Source organism: Pedobacter flavus (assembly GCF_036324285.1).
Taxonomy (GTDB): Bacteria; Bacteroidota; Bacteroidia; order Sphingobacteriales; family Sphingobacteriaceae; genus Pedobacter; species Pedobacter flavus.
The window spans coordinates 87,744-103,289 of the sequence record NZ_JAZDQU010000002.1 but is presented as its reverse complement, the minus strand read 5'-3'; the positions used below and the strand labels follow the sequence as shown (position 1 = coordinate 103,289).

The window sequence follows — 15,546 nt, the reverse complement described above, 5'->3', positions numbered from 1 at the left end:
TACCTACCCAGAAATACTTACTAGAATTCCTCTGTACCCTGCTATACGGCCTTCTAAAAATACCGTTAAGAAAAATGTGCTTTTGAATAATTTTCTTTCAGAAAAAGCTGTTTGAGGGAGCGCAGCAACTGAGTTCTTTTTCTGTTGTATAATACGCACATTTTTTAGGTAATTTTTAGGCAGCCTTGAGTTTTTGCTTCTTTTGTATCAAGACAAAAGAAGGAGCCATCCCGCGGCGACGAGCGGGTGGAAAGCCTTGCGCAGCAAAAGCGTAGGCCGAATTATACTCCCTGCTCAATTGGCACTCATAATATTCCTTATCGCGCTACCGCTAGATTCATTCGCACACTGCGTTAGTGCTCAGAATGACGAGTTCTGGGTTATTCGAGGAAAATTTCGTGAATATTCTCTCCGGTCATTATACCTGTTGAACGTAGCGAAATCCCGACCCCTCGGGAAGCAAAGCGAAAGATCTCGCCTTAGGGCGGTGAAAGTATCTCGTCTCGAGATAAGTCTAACAAAGAACAATAAAATAGATTCCTTAATCCTCTATCAAAGAATATACATCATCACTAATCTCATCATTTAAAAAGAGTAACTCCTTGTTTTTCTCTTTTACTAAACTAAACTTTCTATCTCGTTTCCACCCTTTTATTTCTTTTTCTCTTTCTATTGCTCCTTCAATAGTTTCATGAAATTCATAATAAATCAGAAATTTTATTTTATATCTACGGGTGAACCCCTCATAAACTTTATTGTAATGTTCCCAAATTCTACTTCTTAAATCAGAAGTAACTCCCACATACAATACTCTTTTACTTTTGTTAGTCAAAATATAGATAAATCCTTCTGTACTCATATGTAAATTTCACCAGAAACTAAGAAAAACAAAATATAGGTTTATAAATACACTTTTGAGGGTAGAAAAAATCAAGAAAAACTTAAGATCACAGAATAAGTGCCTTTTAAAAAATTTCTATCGCGCTACCGCGAGATCCTTCAGCCGCTACGCTAGGCCTCAGGATGACTAATCGGGAAATCTTGCAAAACACCACCCGACCGTCATCCTGTTGAGCGAAGCGAAATCCCGACCCTTCGGGAAGCTATGCGAAGGATCTCGCCGTAGGGCGGAGAGCGTACTTCCATAGGGAACCACAAGCTTATATGCCAACTCCAGGATAACACCCCCAACAAAAAATCCCGAGCTATACGCTCGGGATTCTTTTATTTAGTGATACTATAACGATTTGATCCACTTTACCAACTCATCTCTTCCTTTCCCTGTCTTCTGCTGGATTTTCCCAAGAAGTTCTTCATCTTTTCCTTCTTCATATTTCAAATCATCGTCTGTAAGTTCTCCGTAAGCTGCTTTCAGTTTTCCCTTAAGCTCATTCCACTTTCCTTTAATTTCTAATTTATCCATAATTATAAGTTTTGATGTAAATTAAAAACAAGAAAATAGCAAGTATGTTTTTAAAATTGGAAGGGTACATTACAAATCCCTTGATTTGCGAAGAAGATAAAGAAAATCGACTCAATCCAATTGTGAACCCGACAGAAGAACCTATTAAATTAAGAAATGTCTAGATCTGTGAGCCTGAAACTAGACGTCGAAAGTTCGATCGAACAAACGAGACAACACTTCAGATTTGTACACATCCAACTCTAAGGTTAATCGTCGTTATCTTTCCAGACTTTCTTAACTTTCCTATATTACATCAACGACTTTTAAAAATGAGGCTACAACAATCAGTATCACTAATAATAATTTTATAACTGAAAGCAACCTTATATTTTTAATTTCTAAGAAAAACTCTTGTGGCATAGAAATGAGCGTAAAAAGATTCATTATCGCAAAACCCACACCCAAAATTAATATAAAATAATAAACTAGATAACTCATATTAAACGAAATTTAAATTCTACCATGTCTCCATACAAACACCAAATTCATATAAAGCAATTCCCCAACCCACCCATGAGATTGTTCTCGAAGCTACCTTAAATAAAGTCTTTTTCATTGTGCCCTTTAAAGCCTTCTTCTTAGCTTATTCATCCAAATTACCAGAGCAGTACTCAGCAATAGCTGCTATTCCGAATGCTCTAATTGCACAGTCCCAAAGGTCGGGTTGCGCATACATTATTCTTTAAACACCAATATTTTCGGTATTATTTATTAATCCACCCTTGGCTATAGGATCTAAAGGCTGTATCCCTATTAAATCTATTGAGTTCGAGTCTAGAACTTTACCTTGAGTATATAAATAATCAAGTCTGATTGCAATAGCTCCCATTGCTGCAATCTTTGGATCATAATAACTGGACACAAATTCAAAAACATCGATTTGATGATTTTGCGATAAATAATCTTTTAAATTAACAAAATGTATATATTGAAAAAAAATACACCAAACAGAAATTAAGTATTTTTAATTTTGCTTTAAAAAGCCCTTATACAACAGCTTAAACTTACTTGATGAGTGAAAATCGCTTCTGATATTTCTTAAAAAATTAAATCTCATGAACATTATCGGTAAAACACTTCTTAAAAGTATTTTACTTGACATTATTATATCTGTAATATTTGTTCAGTAAATTCCCCACATTACAATTAGATGCACTCGAATTTGAGCAACATAATTTTAACATTTAATCTCCCTATGAAAAAGCCAAACGCTGCTTGCTTATATTTATTATTTTTATTAAAAAAGATTAATATAGCCCAAAGCGGCTAATAATGAGTAGTTTACAAGAGTGAAAAACACTATCGGTAACGATTTAGTAATGGTGCTTACTGCACTCGCTTTCATTTGATTACCTTGTAAATCATTAATGCAAATCTACTAAATAATTGGGTAAGGTATATTATTACTTTACCCTTTTTTGTTCCCTTTCCATAAATAAAATTCCCCCATAGGGGGTAATCTGTGATATTGGTCTCATTATTATTTCCAAATTTTGGCATGTTAACAATAGTTCCAACTCTGAACAAATAGTGAGAACTTCTAAAAGACTATGCTATGGAAATCGTGTTGAATAAAATATTAGTGCAAATTCAGTATCAGGAAGATAAACTTTCTTCTCAAATGATGCAGATGCCGGAAGAGGCTTATCAAATGACCTTATTTCTAAAGGAAATGCTATGTGAAATAAAATCTCAAATCTTACGGGATGGATTTGCAAATGAGCAACAAGAGATTGATTTTTTCAAGAACATTAAACCAAACATTTTAGGGAAGCTTATTTACTATAACAAAATCTTCCGCATCGAAACAACCTGCCCCGTGAGCAATGGCAAAATACATCAAAGTTATTATGAAAATCTATTAAAAGGTCTCAAATCAGAATATAAAGAAAGTATTTGCAATGAGGATTTCTATAGGTATTATCGTGCTGGCAGAACAGACCGTGACCACAGTTATTTCAGGCTCGGACAAATCAACTATCATGATGGTTTAAAGAGTGCCGTATTTGAAATTGATCTCAGCTTTTCAACATATTTTGATAACAAAATAGCCCACATTGTAGCGAATGAATTACTTTATACCTATGTACTTACTAAAATCAATCCCGAAGAAAATCCCGATACAATTTTGCAGAATTTGGATGCTAACAAGGATATTTCGTGGACAAATTCTCAAAATGCGCTTATCGAACTGATATATGCCCTTTATGCTTCAAATTCTATTGCAAACGGAAAAGTAGGCATCCGAAAATTAGCTTTGATTTTTCAGGTGTTATTCCGAACTCCCTTAAACGATATACATCACTCTTTCCACCGAATGAAAACCCGAAGCGGTTCCCGAACTGCATTTTTAGACCAGCTTAGAGCTTCCCCCGGCATAGTTCACCCAAAAGTAGGATGAAGCCCCACCATTTGATAATCTTAATCTAACTTTATCGCCCGCTTTAAATTGCGAAAGTTGTTGTCCATCTCCTCCATTGATTAAAAATTTATCGTAATACACATCGCTTACATCCATGGCAAGCATAAGTTTCCATTCATTCGTCACCTTAATTTTGAAATGCCCTTCCTCTATAGCTTCCAAATAGCTCTGTGTTGATCCTTTTTTAATAGCGGACCAGTCATTTGCATTACGCAACATCCGGTGAACATTATTTGGGTCTAAGTTAGTCCACTCACTAAGTACTATAGGAACAGTGGGAAGGTCATCAATACCTTTTCTGAAAGTTGGGTCATCCAATCGCTTTTTCATAATAAACGAACCATACATCCCGATTTGTTCTTGAAAACCGGAATGAGAATGATAAAAATGGGTGCCATTCTGCATAATTGGAAAGCTGTAGGTATACGTTGTACCTGGCTGGATAGGTTTCTGTGTAAGCCAAGGCACACCATCCTCTTTGTTAGGTAACCACACGCCATGCCAATGTAAAGCGGTTTCTTCATCCAACATATTATGTACAACGATTTCAGCCGTATCGCCCTCTGTGAAAGTGAGTGTAGGCATTGGAATTTGCCCATTAACGGCGATAGCCCGTTTTGGCTTTCCTCCATAATTAACAATAGTATCTTTTACAAAAAGGTCATATTTCACTACTTTCCCTCCCTTAATATTCTTTTTAGGAAGAACCGGAATCACTTTTTGGTCTTTTACATTCATATCCATTTTTCCATGGGTATTGTGCATTTCACCGTTTTCTTTTGGGACTAGTTTCATTCCGCATTTAGGACAGTTTCCTGGCTTGTCGGATTTAACTTCAGGGTGCATAGGACACGTATACGACTGCTGATCTTTGCTTTCCTCGCCCTTATTATGAGAGTGATCACTGTTTTTCTGGTTTGAAACGTCTGGTAGATGCCCTGTTTGAGCATACATTCCTAGGTGCATCAATATCAATGCCGATAGGATTATATTTTTTTTAGTTTTCATTTCAATATGTTTTTTCTTAATAATATCTTTTACTTAATATGTGTTTCATTTATTCGTCTGCATAAACTAGCAGACTCCCTAATGATATCAGGTATTCTAGTTCCGGTAATACCCAAGCTCTCTAATATTTCTGCATTTAAACTTTGACAAAGCACAATATTTCTGGCTAACAGTTCTCTTTTCTCTTTTTGTGAAAGTGAGATGATTGATGTTACCGGATGTAATCCCAATCTGTCTATTCTGTCTTTCAGACTACTATTAAGTGGAAAATCCCAAGACATCATTCTTAAGCCCGAACAGGTGCCATAAGTAATTGCATCGGTAGAAAACCTTGTGTTAGTAACCAGCCATCCGAAAAACTTCCTTGGCAAACAAGTATCATCTTGTTCGGATTTTCGCTCTATATCCCAAAATCTTGCCCGAACATACAACGAGTGCTGTACACTACAATAGGACTTTTGGTTTGAGTGAAATTTACATTCCATCATATTCATCTCGGACGTGTTCTCTGCTACTATATCAACTTCATGATTTACACATTTACCAGATACAGTTATTCCTGTTTTTACAGAATATTCTTCCGCTATAAAAAGGGAACCAACATATTTCTCAAATGGAAACCCCGATGGTCCCAGTGCAAAGATTGCTTTCTTTAAATTATATCTGCCAGCCAAGGATTTGTCCATCTTTTTAAGGTTTCGAAATACACTTTCGTAGATTTTCTTTGTTGAAATACCTTCATGAAGAACTTTATACGTTTGCTGTAGAACTAAGGAGATAGCCTGTTCGTCTGCTCCCACTTTGCGTAGAGTCTTTATGATCTTGTTAGGATCAAAAGATACAATCCGTCCATCACTTTTGGTAACCATTGTTTGGGATAGGGCGTTTTCCATTCTAATGCATATAAGTTTAGATTCTATTTTTATTAAGCTTTAGTAAGGTTGCATTAAATGCGACAACGATGGTACTAACGCTCATTAAAACTGCACCCATAGCCGGGCTCAATACAAAATTTGGATACAATACTCCAGCTGCTAATGGGATAGCAACCACATTGTAACCGACTGCCCAAACGAGATTTTGAATCATTTTTTGATAAGTCCGCTTTCCAAAATCTATCATTTTTACAACATCTCTTGGGTCACTGTTTACCAGGATAATATCAGCTGTTTCGGCGGCCACGTCCGTTCCGGAGCCAACAGCAATCCCAACATCCGCTTGCGCTAATGCAGGGGCATCATTTACGCCATCGCCCGTCATAGCAACGATTTCACCCTTCGCCTGATATTCTTTTACTTTTTCTTGTTTGTTATGTGGAAGGACGTTAGCTAAAAACCCATCCATTCCTAATTTTTTAGAAACCGAGGCTGCAATTTTCTCATTGTCACCTGTTAAAAGAAATGATTTAATCCCCATTTCCTTAAGTTTATGGATAGCCTCTTGAGAGCCCTCTCTTATTCGATCCGCAAGCGTGATAATACCTATTACCTTACCTTCAATAAATACATAATTTATAGTTTCTCTATCCTGATCAATTTCAGAAGGGACGGCTGGTTTATCAATCTCGTTTTCCGTAAAATAATTTGGCCCCGCCGCAACAATTTCTTTTCCGTTGACCGTTCCTTTTACTCCAATGCCTTGGGGAATGAACTTTTCGGAATATGTGGCAATCCTGTCAGGAAATACAGACCTGTTGGATAAAGCCAAACTGGAAAAACAGATTGCCGGACTGGAAAGCGAAAAGCAGGCGTTCAACCGCTCTAAATCCAGTGCCAAATTTAAGGTACAGGATTATATGGAAATGTTGCAAAGCACTCAATCCCGTTTGAGCCGGATGAGTACCGACTGGGAAAACTTACAGCAACGCCTGCAAAAGCGTTCGGACGGTACAATCGAAAACCCTGTGCTGTTAGATGGCTTGCCGCCCAATGCAAATCCGAAACAAATAGGCGCAAAACTGAACGAGATAGCGAACAAAGCCCGCACGGCAGGCGACTATCGTGAAATAGGCAACCTCTACGGGTTTCAATTATTGGTTAAAACAGAACTTCCAAAGGATAATTCAACACTCGAAAGGGTCAATAGATTTTTTATAACTGGCGAGGGCAATATCAAGTACACCTACAATAACGGTCTGATGGCAAAAGACCCCGAAACCGCCGCAATGAATTTTTTAAGGGCTTTGGAAAAACTGCCGGGCTTTGTGAAGCAGGAGCAGGAGAAAATCGCTGAAATACAAAAAGACCTGCCGATACTTCAGGAAGTGGTTAACGGTACTTGGGCTAAGGAAAGTCGATTGAGTGAGCTTAAAACGGAACTGGCTGCCGTAGAAAGAAAGATACAGCTATCTATTACGCCGGAAACCAAACAAGATGCTTCGGAGCAGGCAGAAAAGCAGAATGAAGCCCCAAAGGTGCAGGAAAGCATTATACGAACAAAAGGCGTTCATTCACCTCGTGGCGTATTATAATAGTCGTTACTTTTCGTCCTTTTCGTCCATTTTTTTTATTAGGGCTTCACACAGGCTGTCAAGGAATTTGGTTCGGTTTATCTTACGGGCTTTCAGTTCCATAAACGTATGGTAAAAATCGCCCAATTCAATATTAAAGGCATCTTCAAATGCTTTAGCAATCAATTTTATATCTGTATTCTCATTGTTAAATACACCGTGGGAGTACAGTGCATATATGAGTTCAGTCAGTGCCGTTTTACTTGCCGTCCATTTCAATGAATTGTCCGAACCCCTTTTCACATTGATGTTATTGAGCCTGTCTTCCAAATAAACTTGTATCAGGTCATTGGCAATAATCTTGGCAACCTTATAATCGTGTGAAGTAGAAAAACGATGGTCTGCTTCAAAATAAAATGTGTCTAACCACAGCCTTATATCGTGCATGCCACGCACAAAGAATTTTTCGTCAACGAAAGAATTATTGCTGCGGTAATACTTGTAAAAATCAAGGTTGTTTTCAAAGAACCTTTTTAGCTTTTTCAGTTCTTTGGTAAAATATTTCTTGGTACGCTTGTTCCCGTAGGGTCTTCTTGTTTCGATTTTATAGATGGCATTGTAGTAGATGAGCTTTGAAACAATAACAGGTTTCTGATACTTGAAAAAATGGATTTCTTCTTCCATATTCTTAAAGTCATTTTTCAGTACAAAGTCCTTTAAGTCGGCAAGGCTTTGTATGATATGGTGTATAACGGCTTCAATTCTTTTTATGGGGCAGTCGGTTTCAATCTCCAGTTCCTGGATTGCAGTTTCCAATTTAAGATATGTTTCATTGTAAAATTTATCCATTCGCTTCATTTTGATGTAATATATTATTGGTTAATACAGAAAAGCTAACACTGTTCGTATTAGCTTATGATGCAATTACTGCTTAAAAAAATTCAACCTCTACCGTATTGATGATGGAACGATAGATAGATTTTTGTTGCATACTTTAAAGGGTTGTAGTATGATGCAGGTTAGTCTTTGCGAATTACACCTGCATCACCTCCTTTTTTTTACCGATATTTTTTTACGGTTATGCAGTTTACAACCCTTAGTTATTTAATTTTAATAAGTCAATGCCAGCCCCACACCAAAGCCCATATCGCTATCATAGTGGGTACGTATCCCTATATTCTTATTAATGATATACCTAAGTTCTCCCATATACTCTAAGTCGGTATTCACCATAAAACCACCTCTTAGTCTTTTTGAAATTGGTATATCTTCACGCATTAACTGCAATCTCACAATTCCATCATGATATACTTCTGCCTGAAAATTGACCAGCATAGGTAACGTATACATAAACCCTAAACTGAACGCCCTGCGGGTGTCTTTCTTGTTGGTTTGTCCAAATATGTTCTTTTCGTGTTCATCTTCTCCCATTTTACGGTAGCGGTAATCAAAACCTACAAAGGGCATGAACCATTGCATCTTTCCAATGTATCTACCTAAATGGGTTTCTACTTCATAACCGTGCATACTATTATAGCCTAAACGCCATTCTGTTCCTAATTGGTAGCGTGCATTCATTAGCATAGCTTCTCCATCATTACCATTGGTTGCAAAATCGTTTTGTGCCATAAAATGAGGCATATTACTTTCTCTTTGCAATTCTTTATAGGCTTTTGCCTTGTCGGGTAGATAGGGGTTATTGTAGTCTCCAACTTCAAAGACCCTGTTCATTCCCGCCATCATGTGATATAATATATGGCAATGAAAGAACCAATCACCTTCCTCATTTGCTAAAAACTCAATGGTATCTGTTTCCATAGGCATGATATCCAACACATTTTTAAGCGGCGATTTTTCGCCTTTTCCGTTTATCACCCTGAAATCAAATCCGTGAAGATGCATTGGATGCCGCATCATTGAATTATTATAAATGGTAATCCGTAGAATTTCTCCTTTTTTTACAGGTATTTTGTCAGTTTCCGAAAGTATTTTATTATCCATGCTCCATACATAGCGGTTCATGTTGCCAGTAAGTGTGAATTTCAACTCTTTTACAGGCGCATCATTTGGAAGAGAGGTGTTATAAGGTGATTGCAACATAGCATAATTTAATGTTTTGATGTCTCCCAAGGCATTAGCGTTGTAACGGTTAGCGTCGTTATCCATATCCATACCCTCATGCTTACTGTGGTCTGCTTTTTTTGTTGCATCTCCGGTAATTTCGGGATACATCACTACATTCATGTCCATTTGGTTAAGGCTCATCTTCATGCCCATATCGTCCAAATCGCCATTCATTTTCATCATATCGTTCATCATCTTCATCCCCTCGAAATACTTCAATCGTGGGAGTGGAGAAATAAGCTGTTTGACCCCATCACCTATAAAGTAACTCGCAGATTGTGTCCTGTCTTCGGTTGTTGCTAAGAACTCGTAAGCCAAACCATCTTGAGGGATAGTCACTACAATATCGTAAGTTTCAGAAACGGCAATGATTAACCTGTCCACCTCTACAGGCTCAACATCATTCCCATCATTCGCTACTACTGTAATTTTTCCTCCAGCATACCGTAGCCAGAAATATGAAGACGCCCCTCCATTGGAAACACGCAATCTGACTTTGTCGCCTGCTTTTAGCTTTTTACCATCAATTGTTTTCAAATCGGTGCTATGGCTACCATTTATTAGGATTTTATCATAGTAAACGTCACTGACATCCATCGCCAGCATCCGCTTCCACTCGTTTTTTACCTTTACCCCTAATTTTCCCTCCTTAATAGCTTCAACATATGATTGTGTTGCGCCTTTCTTAATGGCCGCCCAATCATTTGCATTGTGTAGCATACGGTTGATATTATCGGGGTTAAGATTTGTCCACTCACTTAATATAATTGGAACGGTCGGCAAATCGTCAATTCCTTTTCTGAATGTCTTATCATCGCTTCTTTTCTTCATGATAAAACTTCCGTACATGCCAATCTGCTCCTGCAATCCTGAGTGGGAATGGTACCAGTGCGTACCATGCTGGATAATCGGAAAACGGTAGGTGTAGGTTGTGCCCGGTGCGATGGGTTTTTGTGTAAGCCAGGGCACACCGTCTTCTTTATTGGGCAGGAACACACCATGCCAGTGAAGTGATGTGCTTTCTTTCAATTGGTTGTGCACCACTATTTCGGCAGTGTCGCCCTCGGTAAAGGTAAGGGTGGGCATGGGGATTTGCCCGTTTACGGCAATTGCCCTTTTTTGCTTACCTGCATAGTTGACAAGCGTATCTTTTACATACAGCTCGTAATGCACCACTCTCTGTGCAAACAGCGTTTGCGTGCAAAGCAGTATCAGCACTGTTTGCAAAATTCTTATAGGTATTTTATTATATCTGTTCATGATTTGAAAAATTTTATTTAATGCTGTCTTCCATTGTGCTAAACCACGCTATCAAAACCTGCTTATCCTCCGGTGACAATACTGCATTGCGATGAATTAGTGTGTATGATGACAACGGCATTTCCCCGTCCTTAACCTGCCCGGCCATAGCCCTGAACTTGTTTCGCTGCCTGCGGACAGAATAGTCGCCAAATTCGCTAAAGTTGAGTTCCTCTTTCCCCTTTTTTATATGCTCTGCCATGTACCATGCGCCGGGCTGGATACGGCTGTACCACGGATAATGGGTATTGTTGCTATGGCAGTCATAACAGGACTGAACAAGGATAGCCTTTACATTTTGGGGTACGGTGTACACCCTTTCGATATGGGTGGCTGGCACTTCAACCGCCTGGTTCCGTAAGGGCTGAAAGAACTGTATGGCAATCAGGACGACAGCCAGCCCCAATATGATTTTCTTCTTTATGGTCATAATTATTTTATTGTGGCTTCATCTTTTTGTGTCTACTGTTTTTTCACATACTTGGCATAATTCTCCTTGTTTTCAAAATAAGAAACTTCACCGTTATTTCCTGTCACAGCAATCACCGCATTAGCTTTATCTACCTGCTTATGGGAATAGGGGTCTATCGCCATCCGCACGGTCGCATCTTTTGGAATACGTTCCTTACACATTTCGCAACATCCGTAATAGGTTTTACCATCAAATTTTACGTCAAACTGCCTTTTGCCCATATAGGCATCGTTGACCATGCAGACTTCATCCGATGGAACCAATTCACCTATTTGGTTACTATGCCCGTGGCTTTCCGGAGTTGCCTGCGAATGCTGTGTCGCTTCATCCTTATTTGACCCTACCTGTCCGCAAGCGGTGAATAGCAGGGCTGATAAGGAAATAAAGCCGATTATTATTTTGCTCATGTCGAAACTGTTTTTTAAATTTTATTATTTACTTTCTTCAAACTCTTTTAGCTTGCGCTTCATCAGTTCAATTTCTTCCGCTTGGGTTTTAAGTATGTTTTTTTGCAGCTCTATCAGTTCCGGGTCGGTCAGGTGTGCCTTTTCGGACATCAATATGGCTGCTGCGTGATGGGGTATCATACCCTTTGCAAACTGCTTGTCCCCGACATTGATTTGTTCCCTGATACCAAACCATGAAAAGATGCCAACGGCAACCGAGATGATGGCTATCGCCCAATTCATCTTCCTGTTGGGGTACATCACTTTCATTATCGCTAATTCGATAAGCAGCATTGCCGAGGTCATCAGCAGGGTCATGTACAGGTTATTGATATTGGGTATCAGGTTCTGCCACTCGTCAATCATGGCGTACATGATAAAATACATCACTGCGAACATGGCGACAGCCATCACCGCAAAGCGTTTGTACATGGCCGAAGCATGTTTTGTATTGTGCGTGCCATGCTCCGAGGCATGACCCGCATTGTGATTGTTTTGCATATTTTCCATAACCCGAAATTTATTTGCTGTTAATTGTTTTTTCCACCTTACCGCAGGTCAGCATTTTAGAACCGTAGTAAGGGTTTTTGATTTCCTTGTTTTCGCTGAACCAAACAGCACCCTTACCGTCATTGAACATCGGGCAATGGTCCTGATACAATGTTTGCGATGTACCGAACAAATCAATCAGGTCTTTCAAATCTTCGCCAAGCGAGGCCAAATGTTCCCGCTGGTGGTGGATGTTGCCGACATTTTCCCCGATATGTTCTGCGTGTTCTTTAGCATCGTCCGCTATGTCCATGTACTTTTTGTGCTTATCGGCAGGAACGGCTTTCATGTCCACTTTATTCAGGGTAGCTAACAGCTTTTTCCCTGAACTGGCGGCAGCTTTGTCATCGTCCGAAACAAGGGCGTTCTTTAAGGACAGATAATCGGTAACTATGGGCGCAATAGAAAAGTTTTTTGCTTCTTCTTTTCCTGTTGCTTTTGCTTCCTGACCGCTCGGAGTTTCACTCACAACGGGCGCAGCTACCGTATCATCCTCTTTTGGTTGGGAAGCTGACTGTTCTTGTGATACAACAGCAGTATCACTTGAAGACTGCTCGTTTTTGTTGGATGCCTGATTGCATGATACTGTTACAAATGCCATGATAACAGCAATGATTGATAATGTTAGATTTTTCATTTTTATTTATTTTTTGATTTTTAAAAAACTTGCGTTAATAGCCACTACAATGGTGCTTACACTCATCAGCACAGCACCCATAGCGGGACTTAAAACAAAATTCGGATAGAGTACGCCTGCCGCAAGCGGTATTGCCACCACGTTGTAGCCAACCGCCCATATCAGGTTCTGTACCATCTTTTTGTAGGTAAGTTTGCCGAAGTCAATCAGTTTGACCACATCCCTCGGGTCGCTGTCTACCAATATGATATCCGCTGTTTCGGCAGCCACGTCCGTACCGGAACCCACGGCAATGCCCACATCTGCCTGTGCCAGTGCAGGTGCATCATTTACACCATCACCAGTCATTGCTACGATTTCGCCTTTTGCCTGAAACTCCTTTACTTTCTCCTGCTTGTTGTGCGGAAGCACATTAGCCAAATACCCGTCCATACCCAATTTTCCGGCTACGGCAGCAGCAATCCTGTCGTTGTCCCCGGTGAGCAGAAAGGACTTGATGCCCATTTTTTTGAGTTCCTCAATCGCCTGTGCCGAACCCTCACGGATGCTGTCTGCCAAAGTAATGATGCCGATTACCCGGTCATCAATGAGGACAAAGTTGACCGTTTCGGCTTCCTGATTGATTTCGCTTGGTATTTCCGGCAGGGAAAGGTGGTTTTCGGTGAAATAATTCGGGCCGCCAGCTACGACATTTTTCCCGTTCACAACACCTTTAACACCTATGCCCTGCATATAGCTGAAGTTTTCAGACTTCCATAAGGCAAGGCTCTTTTCTTTCAATGTAGCCATAATGCCTTTGGCGATATGGTGTTCCGAATTTTGCTGTACTGCGGCAGCATACTGGATAACCTCATCGGCATTATATTCGTCTGTTAACGGTATAACCTTTTCTACGGCATGGGAACCTTTGGTGAGCGTTCCGGTCTTATCAAAAATGACGGTGGAAAGTTTTCGGGTGGTTTCAAATGCCGTACGGTTGCGGATGAGCAGGCCATTGGTCGCCGAAAGCGTTGTGGAAATGGCGACCACCAACGGGATAGCCACGCCCAATGCGTGCGGGCAGGCCGTTACCATTACCGTCACCATTCTTTCAAGCGCAAAGGCAATATCTCCACTGCTTGCATACCAATAGGCAAATGTGCCTATGCCCACGGCAATGGCAATAAAGGTGAGCCATTTGGCAACTTTGTCCGCAAGGTTCTGTGTATTAGACTTAGTAGCCTGCGCTTCCTGCACAAGATTGATAACCCTGTTCAGGTAGCTGTCTTTTCCCACGGCTGTTACCTTAACTTTCAGCGCACCATCGCCATTGATAGAGCCTGCGATGACCTTTCCGTCCTTTTCCTTTTTTACGGGAACACTTTCCCCGGTAAGCATACTCTCGTTGATATACGAAAGCCCCTCCAGTACCAATCCATCGGCTGGAATTTTTTCTCCCGGTTTTATGATAGCCGTTTCACCGCTTTGCAGGTCTTCGAGCTTTATCTTTACAGCTTCTCCGCCACGTTCCACGGTAACATCGTTGGGCAGCAAAGCCACCAATGACTGTAATGCCCGTGAAGCAGCCATTTGGGAACGCATTTCCAGCCAATGCCCTAACAGCATGATGTCAATTAGGGTTGCCAGTTCCCAAAAGAAGTCCATACCCTGCAAGCCAAATACAACGGCTACGGAATAAACATAGGCTACGGATATGGCAATGGCAACAAGTGTCATCATCCCTATGGCTTTGGCTTTCACCTCGCCAATCATTCCCTTTAGGAACGGTAAGCCTCCATAGCAATAAATCACCGTACCCAATGCCAGCAGCACATATTTATCGCCATTGAAAGCAAGGGAGAAACCCAACCATTGCTGTATCATGTGTGACAGGAGCAGGATAGGGATTGTAATGACAAGGCTTATCCAAAAACGTGTGAGGAAATCGCCTGTATGATGCCCCTCATGTTTATTAAAGTTTTCGTCAGCATGGCCATGTTGAGAATGCCCGGAATGCCCATGTCCTGATGTGTGTTCATGAGAAGCTGACGCACCGCCAACGGGAACCAATGCCATGCCACAGAGCGGGCATTTTCCCGGTTCGTCTTTTAGCACCTGTGGGTGCATAGGACACGTGTATTTATTCATAATCCCATTAAATATTATAGATTGTTAAGAATGAACTGAACCCTTTCTTCCGGTGGCAGCACAGGCACGTGTACAATCGGAAAAGACAGGGATTTATAAACTTCGATTATAAGAGAATGTATATGGCGTTGTTCACTTTCATTTTCGGTTCTCGCATAATCCTTTACAAGCGGGAGCCTGTCAAGTATAAATACTTTCTTATAATCAACATGCGCTAAAGCAGCATTCAGCAGGGCATCCGGTTCAAGCCTTAAAAAACGATAGTAGGCAAGGGCATCGGGTATAGCCCTATCCAAAAATACCGCTTCCTCCGGGTCGAGCTTTGCTTCCTGTTCAATCTGCATTTTCAGTACGCCTTGTTGAAATTCCAGCTTATTTTCCCTGATTTCCGCTACGGTCTTTCCGCCGATGCTCATCGTTTCTATGTAATGCCGGGCATGTTCTATGGCTGTATTATATCCTTTTTCAGCCAAGAGGTTCACAACCGTAGTTTTACCTGTTGATGGGCCTCCCGTAATGACATACCAATTTGTCCTGTTCTTCATAAC

At 40.3% G+C, this 15,546-nt stretch carries 16 protein-coding genes and 1 pseudogene; 2 read left to right on the top strand and 15 right to left on the bottom strand.

Features of this window, described 5'->3' with window-relative positions:
• Positions 1-3 precede the first annotated feature (3 nt).
• The 4 genes from VRU49_RS06415 to VRU49_RS06400 all read right to left on the bottom strand — a co-directional run bounded on the left by VRU49_RS06415 (position 4) and on the right by VRU49_RS06400 (position 2,327).
• Positions 4-159: a hypothetical protein gene (locus tag VRU49_RS06415; protein WP_330145958.1), complete on the bottom strand. Its 156-nt coding sequence runs from the start codon at positions 157-159 to the stop codon at positions 4-6.
• 382 nt (positions 160-541) lie between these two features.
• Positions 542-859 carry a GIY-YIG nuclease family protein gene (locus tag VRU49_RS06410; RefSeq protein WP_330145957.1) on the bottom strand — a complete coding sequence of 106 codons (318 nt, stop codon included), beginning with the start codon at positions 857-859 and terminating at the stop codon, positions 542-544.
• 378 nt (positions 860-1,237) lie between these two features.
• Positions 1,238-1,423, bottom strand: coding sequence for a CsbD family protein (locus VRU49_RS06405; RefSeq protein WP_330145956.1), 186 nt, complete (start codon positions 1,421-1,423; stop codon positions 1,238-1,240).
• A gap of 724 nt (positions 1,424-2,147) precedes the next feature.
• Positions 2,148-2,327 carry a hypothetical protein gene (locus VRU49_RS06400; protein ID WP_330145955.1) on the bottom strand — a complete coding sequence of 60 codons (180 nt, stop codon included), beginning with the start codon at positions 2,325-2,327 and terminating at the stop codon, positions 2,148-2,150.
• Between the two features lie 693 nt (positions 2,328-3,020).
• Here VRU49_RS06400 and VRU49_RS06395 point away from each other — a divergent pair.
• Positions 3,021-3,866, top strand: coding sequence for an RteC domain-containing protein (locus tag VRU49_RS06395; RefSeq protein WP_330145954.1), 846 nt, complete (start codon positions 3,021-3,023; stop codon positions 3,864-3,866).
• On the opposite strand, the gene VRU49_RS06390 is transcribed toward VRU49_RS06395, so the two are convergent.
• The 3 genes and pseudogenes from VRU49_RS06390 to VRU49_RS06380 form a co-directional block, all read right to left on the bottom strand.
• Complete coding sequence (locus tag VRU49_RS06390) at positions 3,816-4,895, bottom strand: multicopper oxidase domain-containing protein (RefSeq protein ID WP_330145953.1); 1,080 nt, start codon at positions 4,893-4,895, stop codon at positions 3,816-3,818. The two genes, VRU49_RS06395 and VRU49_RS06390, sit on opposite strands and share 51 nt — an antisense overlap.
• Positions 4,896-4,924: 29 nt before the next feature.
• Complete coding sequence (locus VRU49_RS06385) at positions 4,925-5,788, bottom strand: ATP cone domain-containing protein (RefSeq protein ID WP_330145952.1); 864 nt, start codon at positions 5,786-5,788, stop codon at positions 4,925-4,927.
• Between the two features lie 16 nt (positions 5,789-5,804).
• A pseudogene (locus tag VRU49_RS06380) lies at positions 5,805-6,536 on the bottom strand (HAD-IC family P-type ATPase); the annotation flags it as partial.
• A 52-nt stretch (positions 6,537-6,588) separates the two neighbouring features.
• On the opposite strand from VRU49_RS06380, the gene VRU49_RS06375 reads away from it, so the two are divergent.
• Positions 6,589-7,365 (top strand): hypothetical protein, encoded by a 777-nt coding sequence (locus VRU49_RS06375; protein WP_330145951.1) that lies wholly within the window; start codon positions 6,589-6,591, stop codon positions 7,363-7,365.
• Positions 7,366-7,371: 6 nt separating this feature from the next.
• On the opposite strand, the gene VRU49_RS06370 is transcribed toward VRU49_RS06375, so the two are convergent.
• The 8 genes from VRU49_RS06370 to VRU49_RS06335 form a co-directional block, all read right to left on the bottom strand.
• A complete protein-coding gene (locus VRU49_RS06370) occupies positions 7,372-8,193 on the bottom strand; it encodes an RteC domain-containing protein (RefSeq protein WP_330145950.1) in 822 nt (273 codons plus the stop codon).
• 261 nt (positions 8,194-8,454) lie between these two features.
• On the bottom strand, positions 8,455-10,728 hold the full coding sequence (locus VRU49_RS06365) for a multicopper oxidase family protein (RefSeq protein ID WP_028069432.1): 2,274 nt from the start codon (positions 10,726-10,728) through the stop codon (positions 8,455-8,457).
• A 13-nt stretch (positions 10,729-10,741) separates the two neighbouring features.
• The gene (locus VRU49_RS06360) at positions 10,742-11,197 is read right to left on the bottom strand and encodes a heme-binding domain-containing protein (protein WP_072885944.1); all 456 of its coding nucleotides are present in this window, start codon (positions 11,195-11,197) and stop codon (positions 10,742-10,744) included.
• Between the two features lie 32 nt (positions 11,198-11,229).
• Complete coding sequence (locus VRU49_RS06355) at positions 11,230-11,646, bottom strand: hypothetical protein (protein ID WP_078797523.1); 417 nt, start codon at positions 11,644-11,646, stop codon at positions 11,230-11,232.
• Between the two features lie 24 nt (positions 11,647-11,670).
• Positions 11,671-12,195, bottom strand: a complete 525-nt coding sequence (locus tag VRU49_RS06350; RefSeq protein ID WP_330145949.1) for a DUF305 domain-containing protein — start codon at positions 12,193-12,195, stop codon at positions 11,671-11,673.
• Positions 12,196-12,205: 10 nt separating this feature from the next.
• Entirely contained in the window at positions 12,206-12,871 is a 666-nt protein-coding gene (locus VRU49_RS06345) for a DUF3347 domain-containing protein (protein WP_002993266.1), read from the bottom strand.
• A gap of 6 nt (positions 12,872-12,877) precedes the next feature.
• The gene (locus VRU49_RS06340; protein WP_091098859.1) at positions 12,878-14,998 is read right to left on the bottom strand and encodes a heavy metal translocating P-type ATPase; all 2,121 of its coding nucleotides are present in this window, start codon (positions 14,996-14,998) and stop codon (positions 12,878-12,880) included.
• A gap of 14 nt (positions 14,999-15,012) precedes the next feature.
• A complete protein-coding gene (locus VRU49_RS06335; RefSeq protein ID WP_091098856.1) occupies positions 15,013-15,543 on the bottom strand; it encodes an AAA family ATPase in 531 nt (176 codons plus the stop codon).
• Positions 15,544-15,546 lie beyond the last annotated feature (3 nt).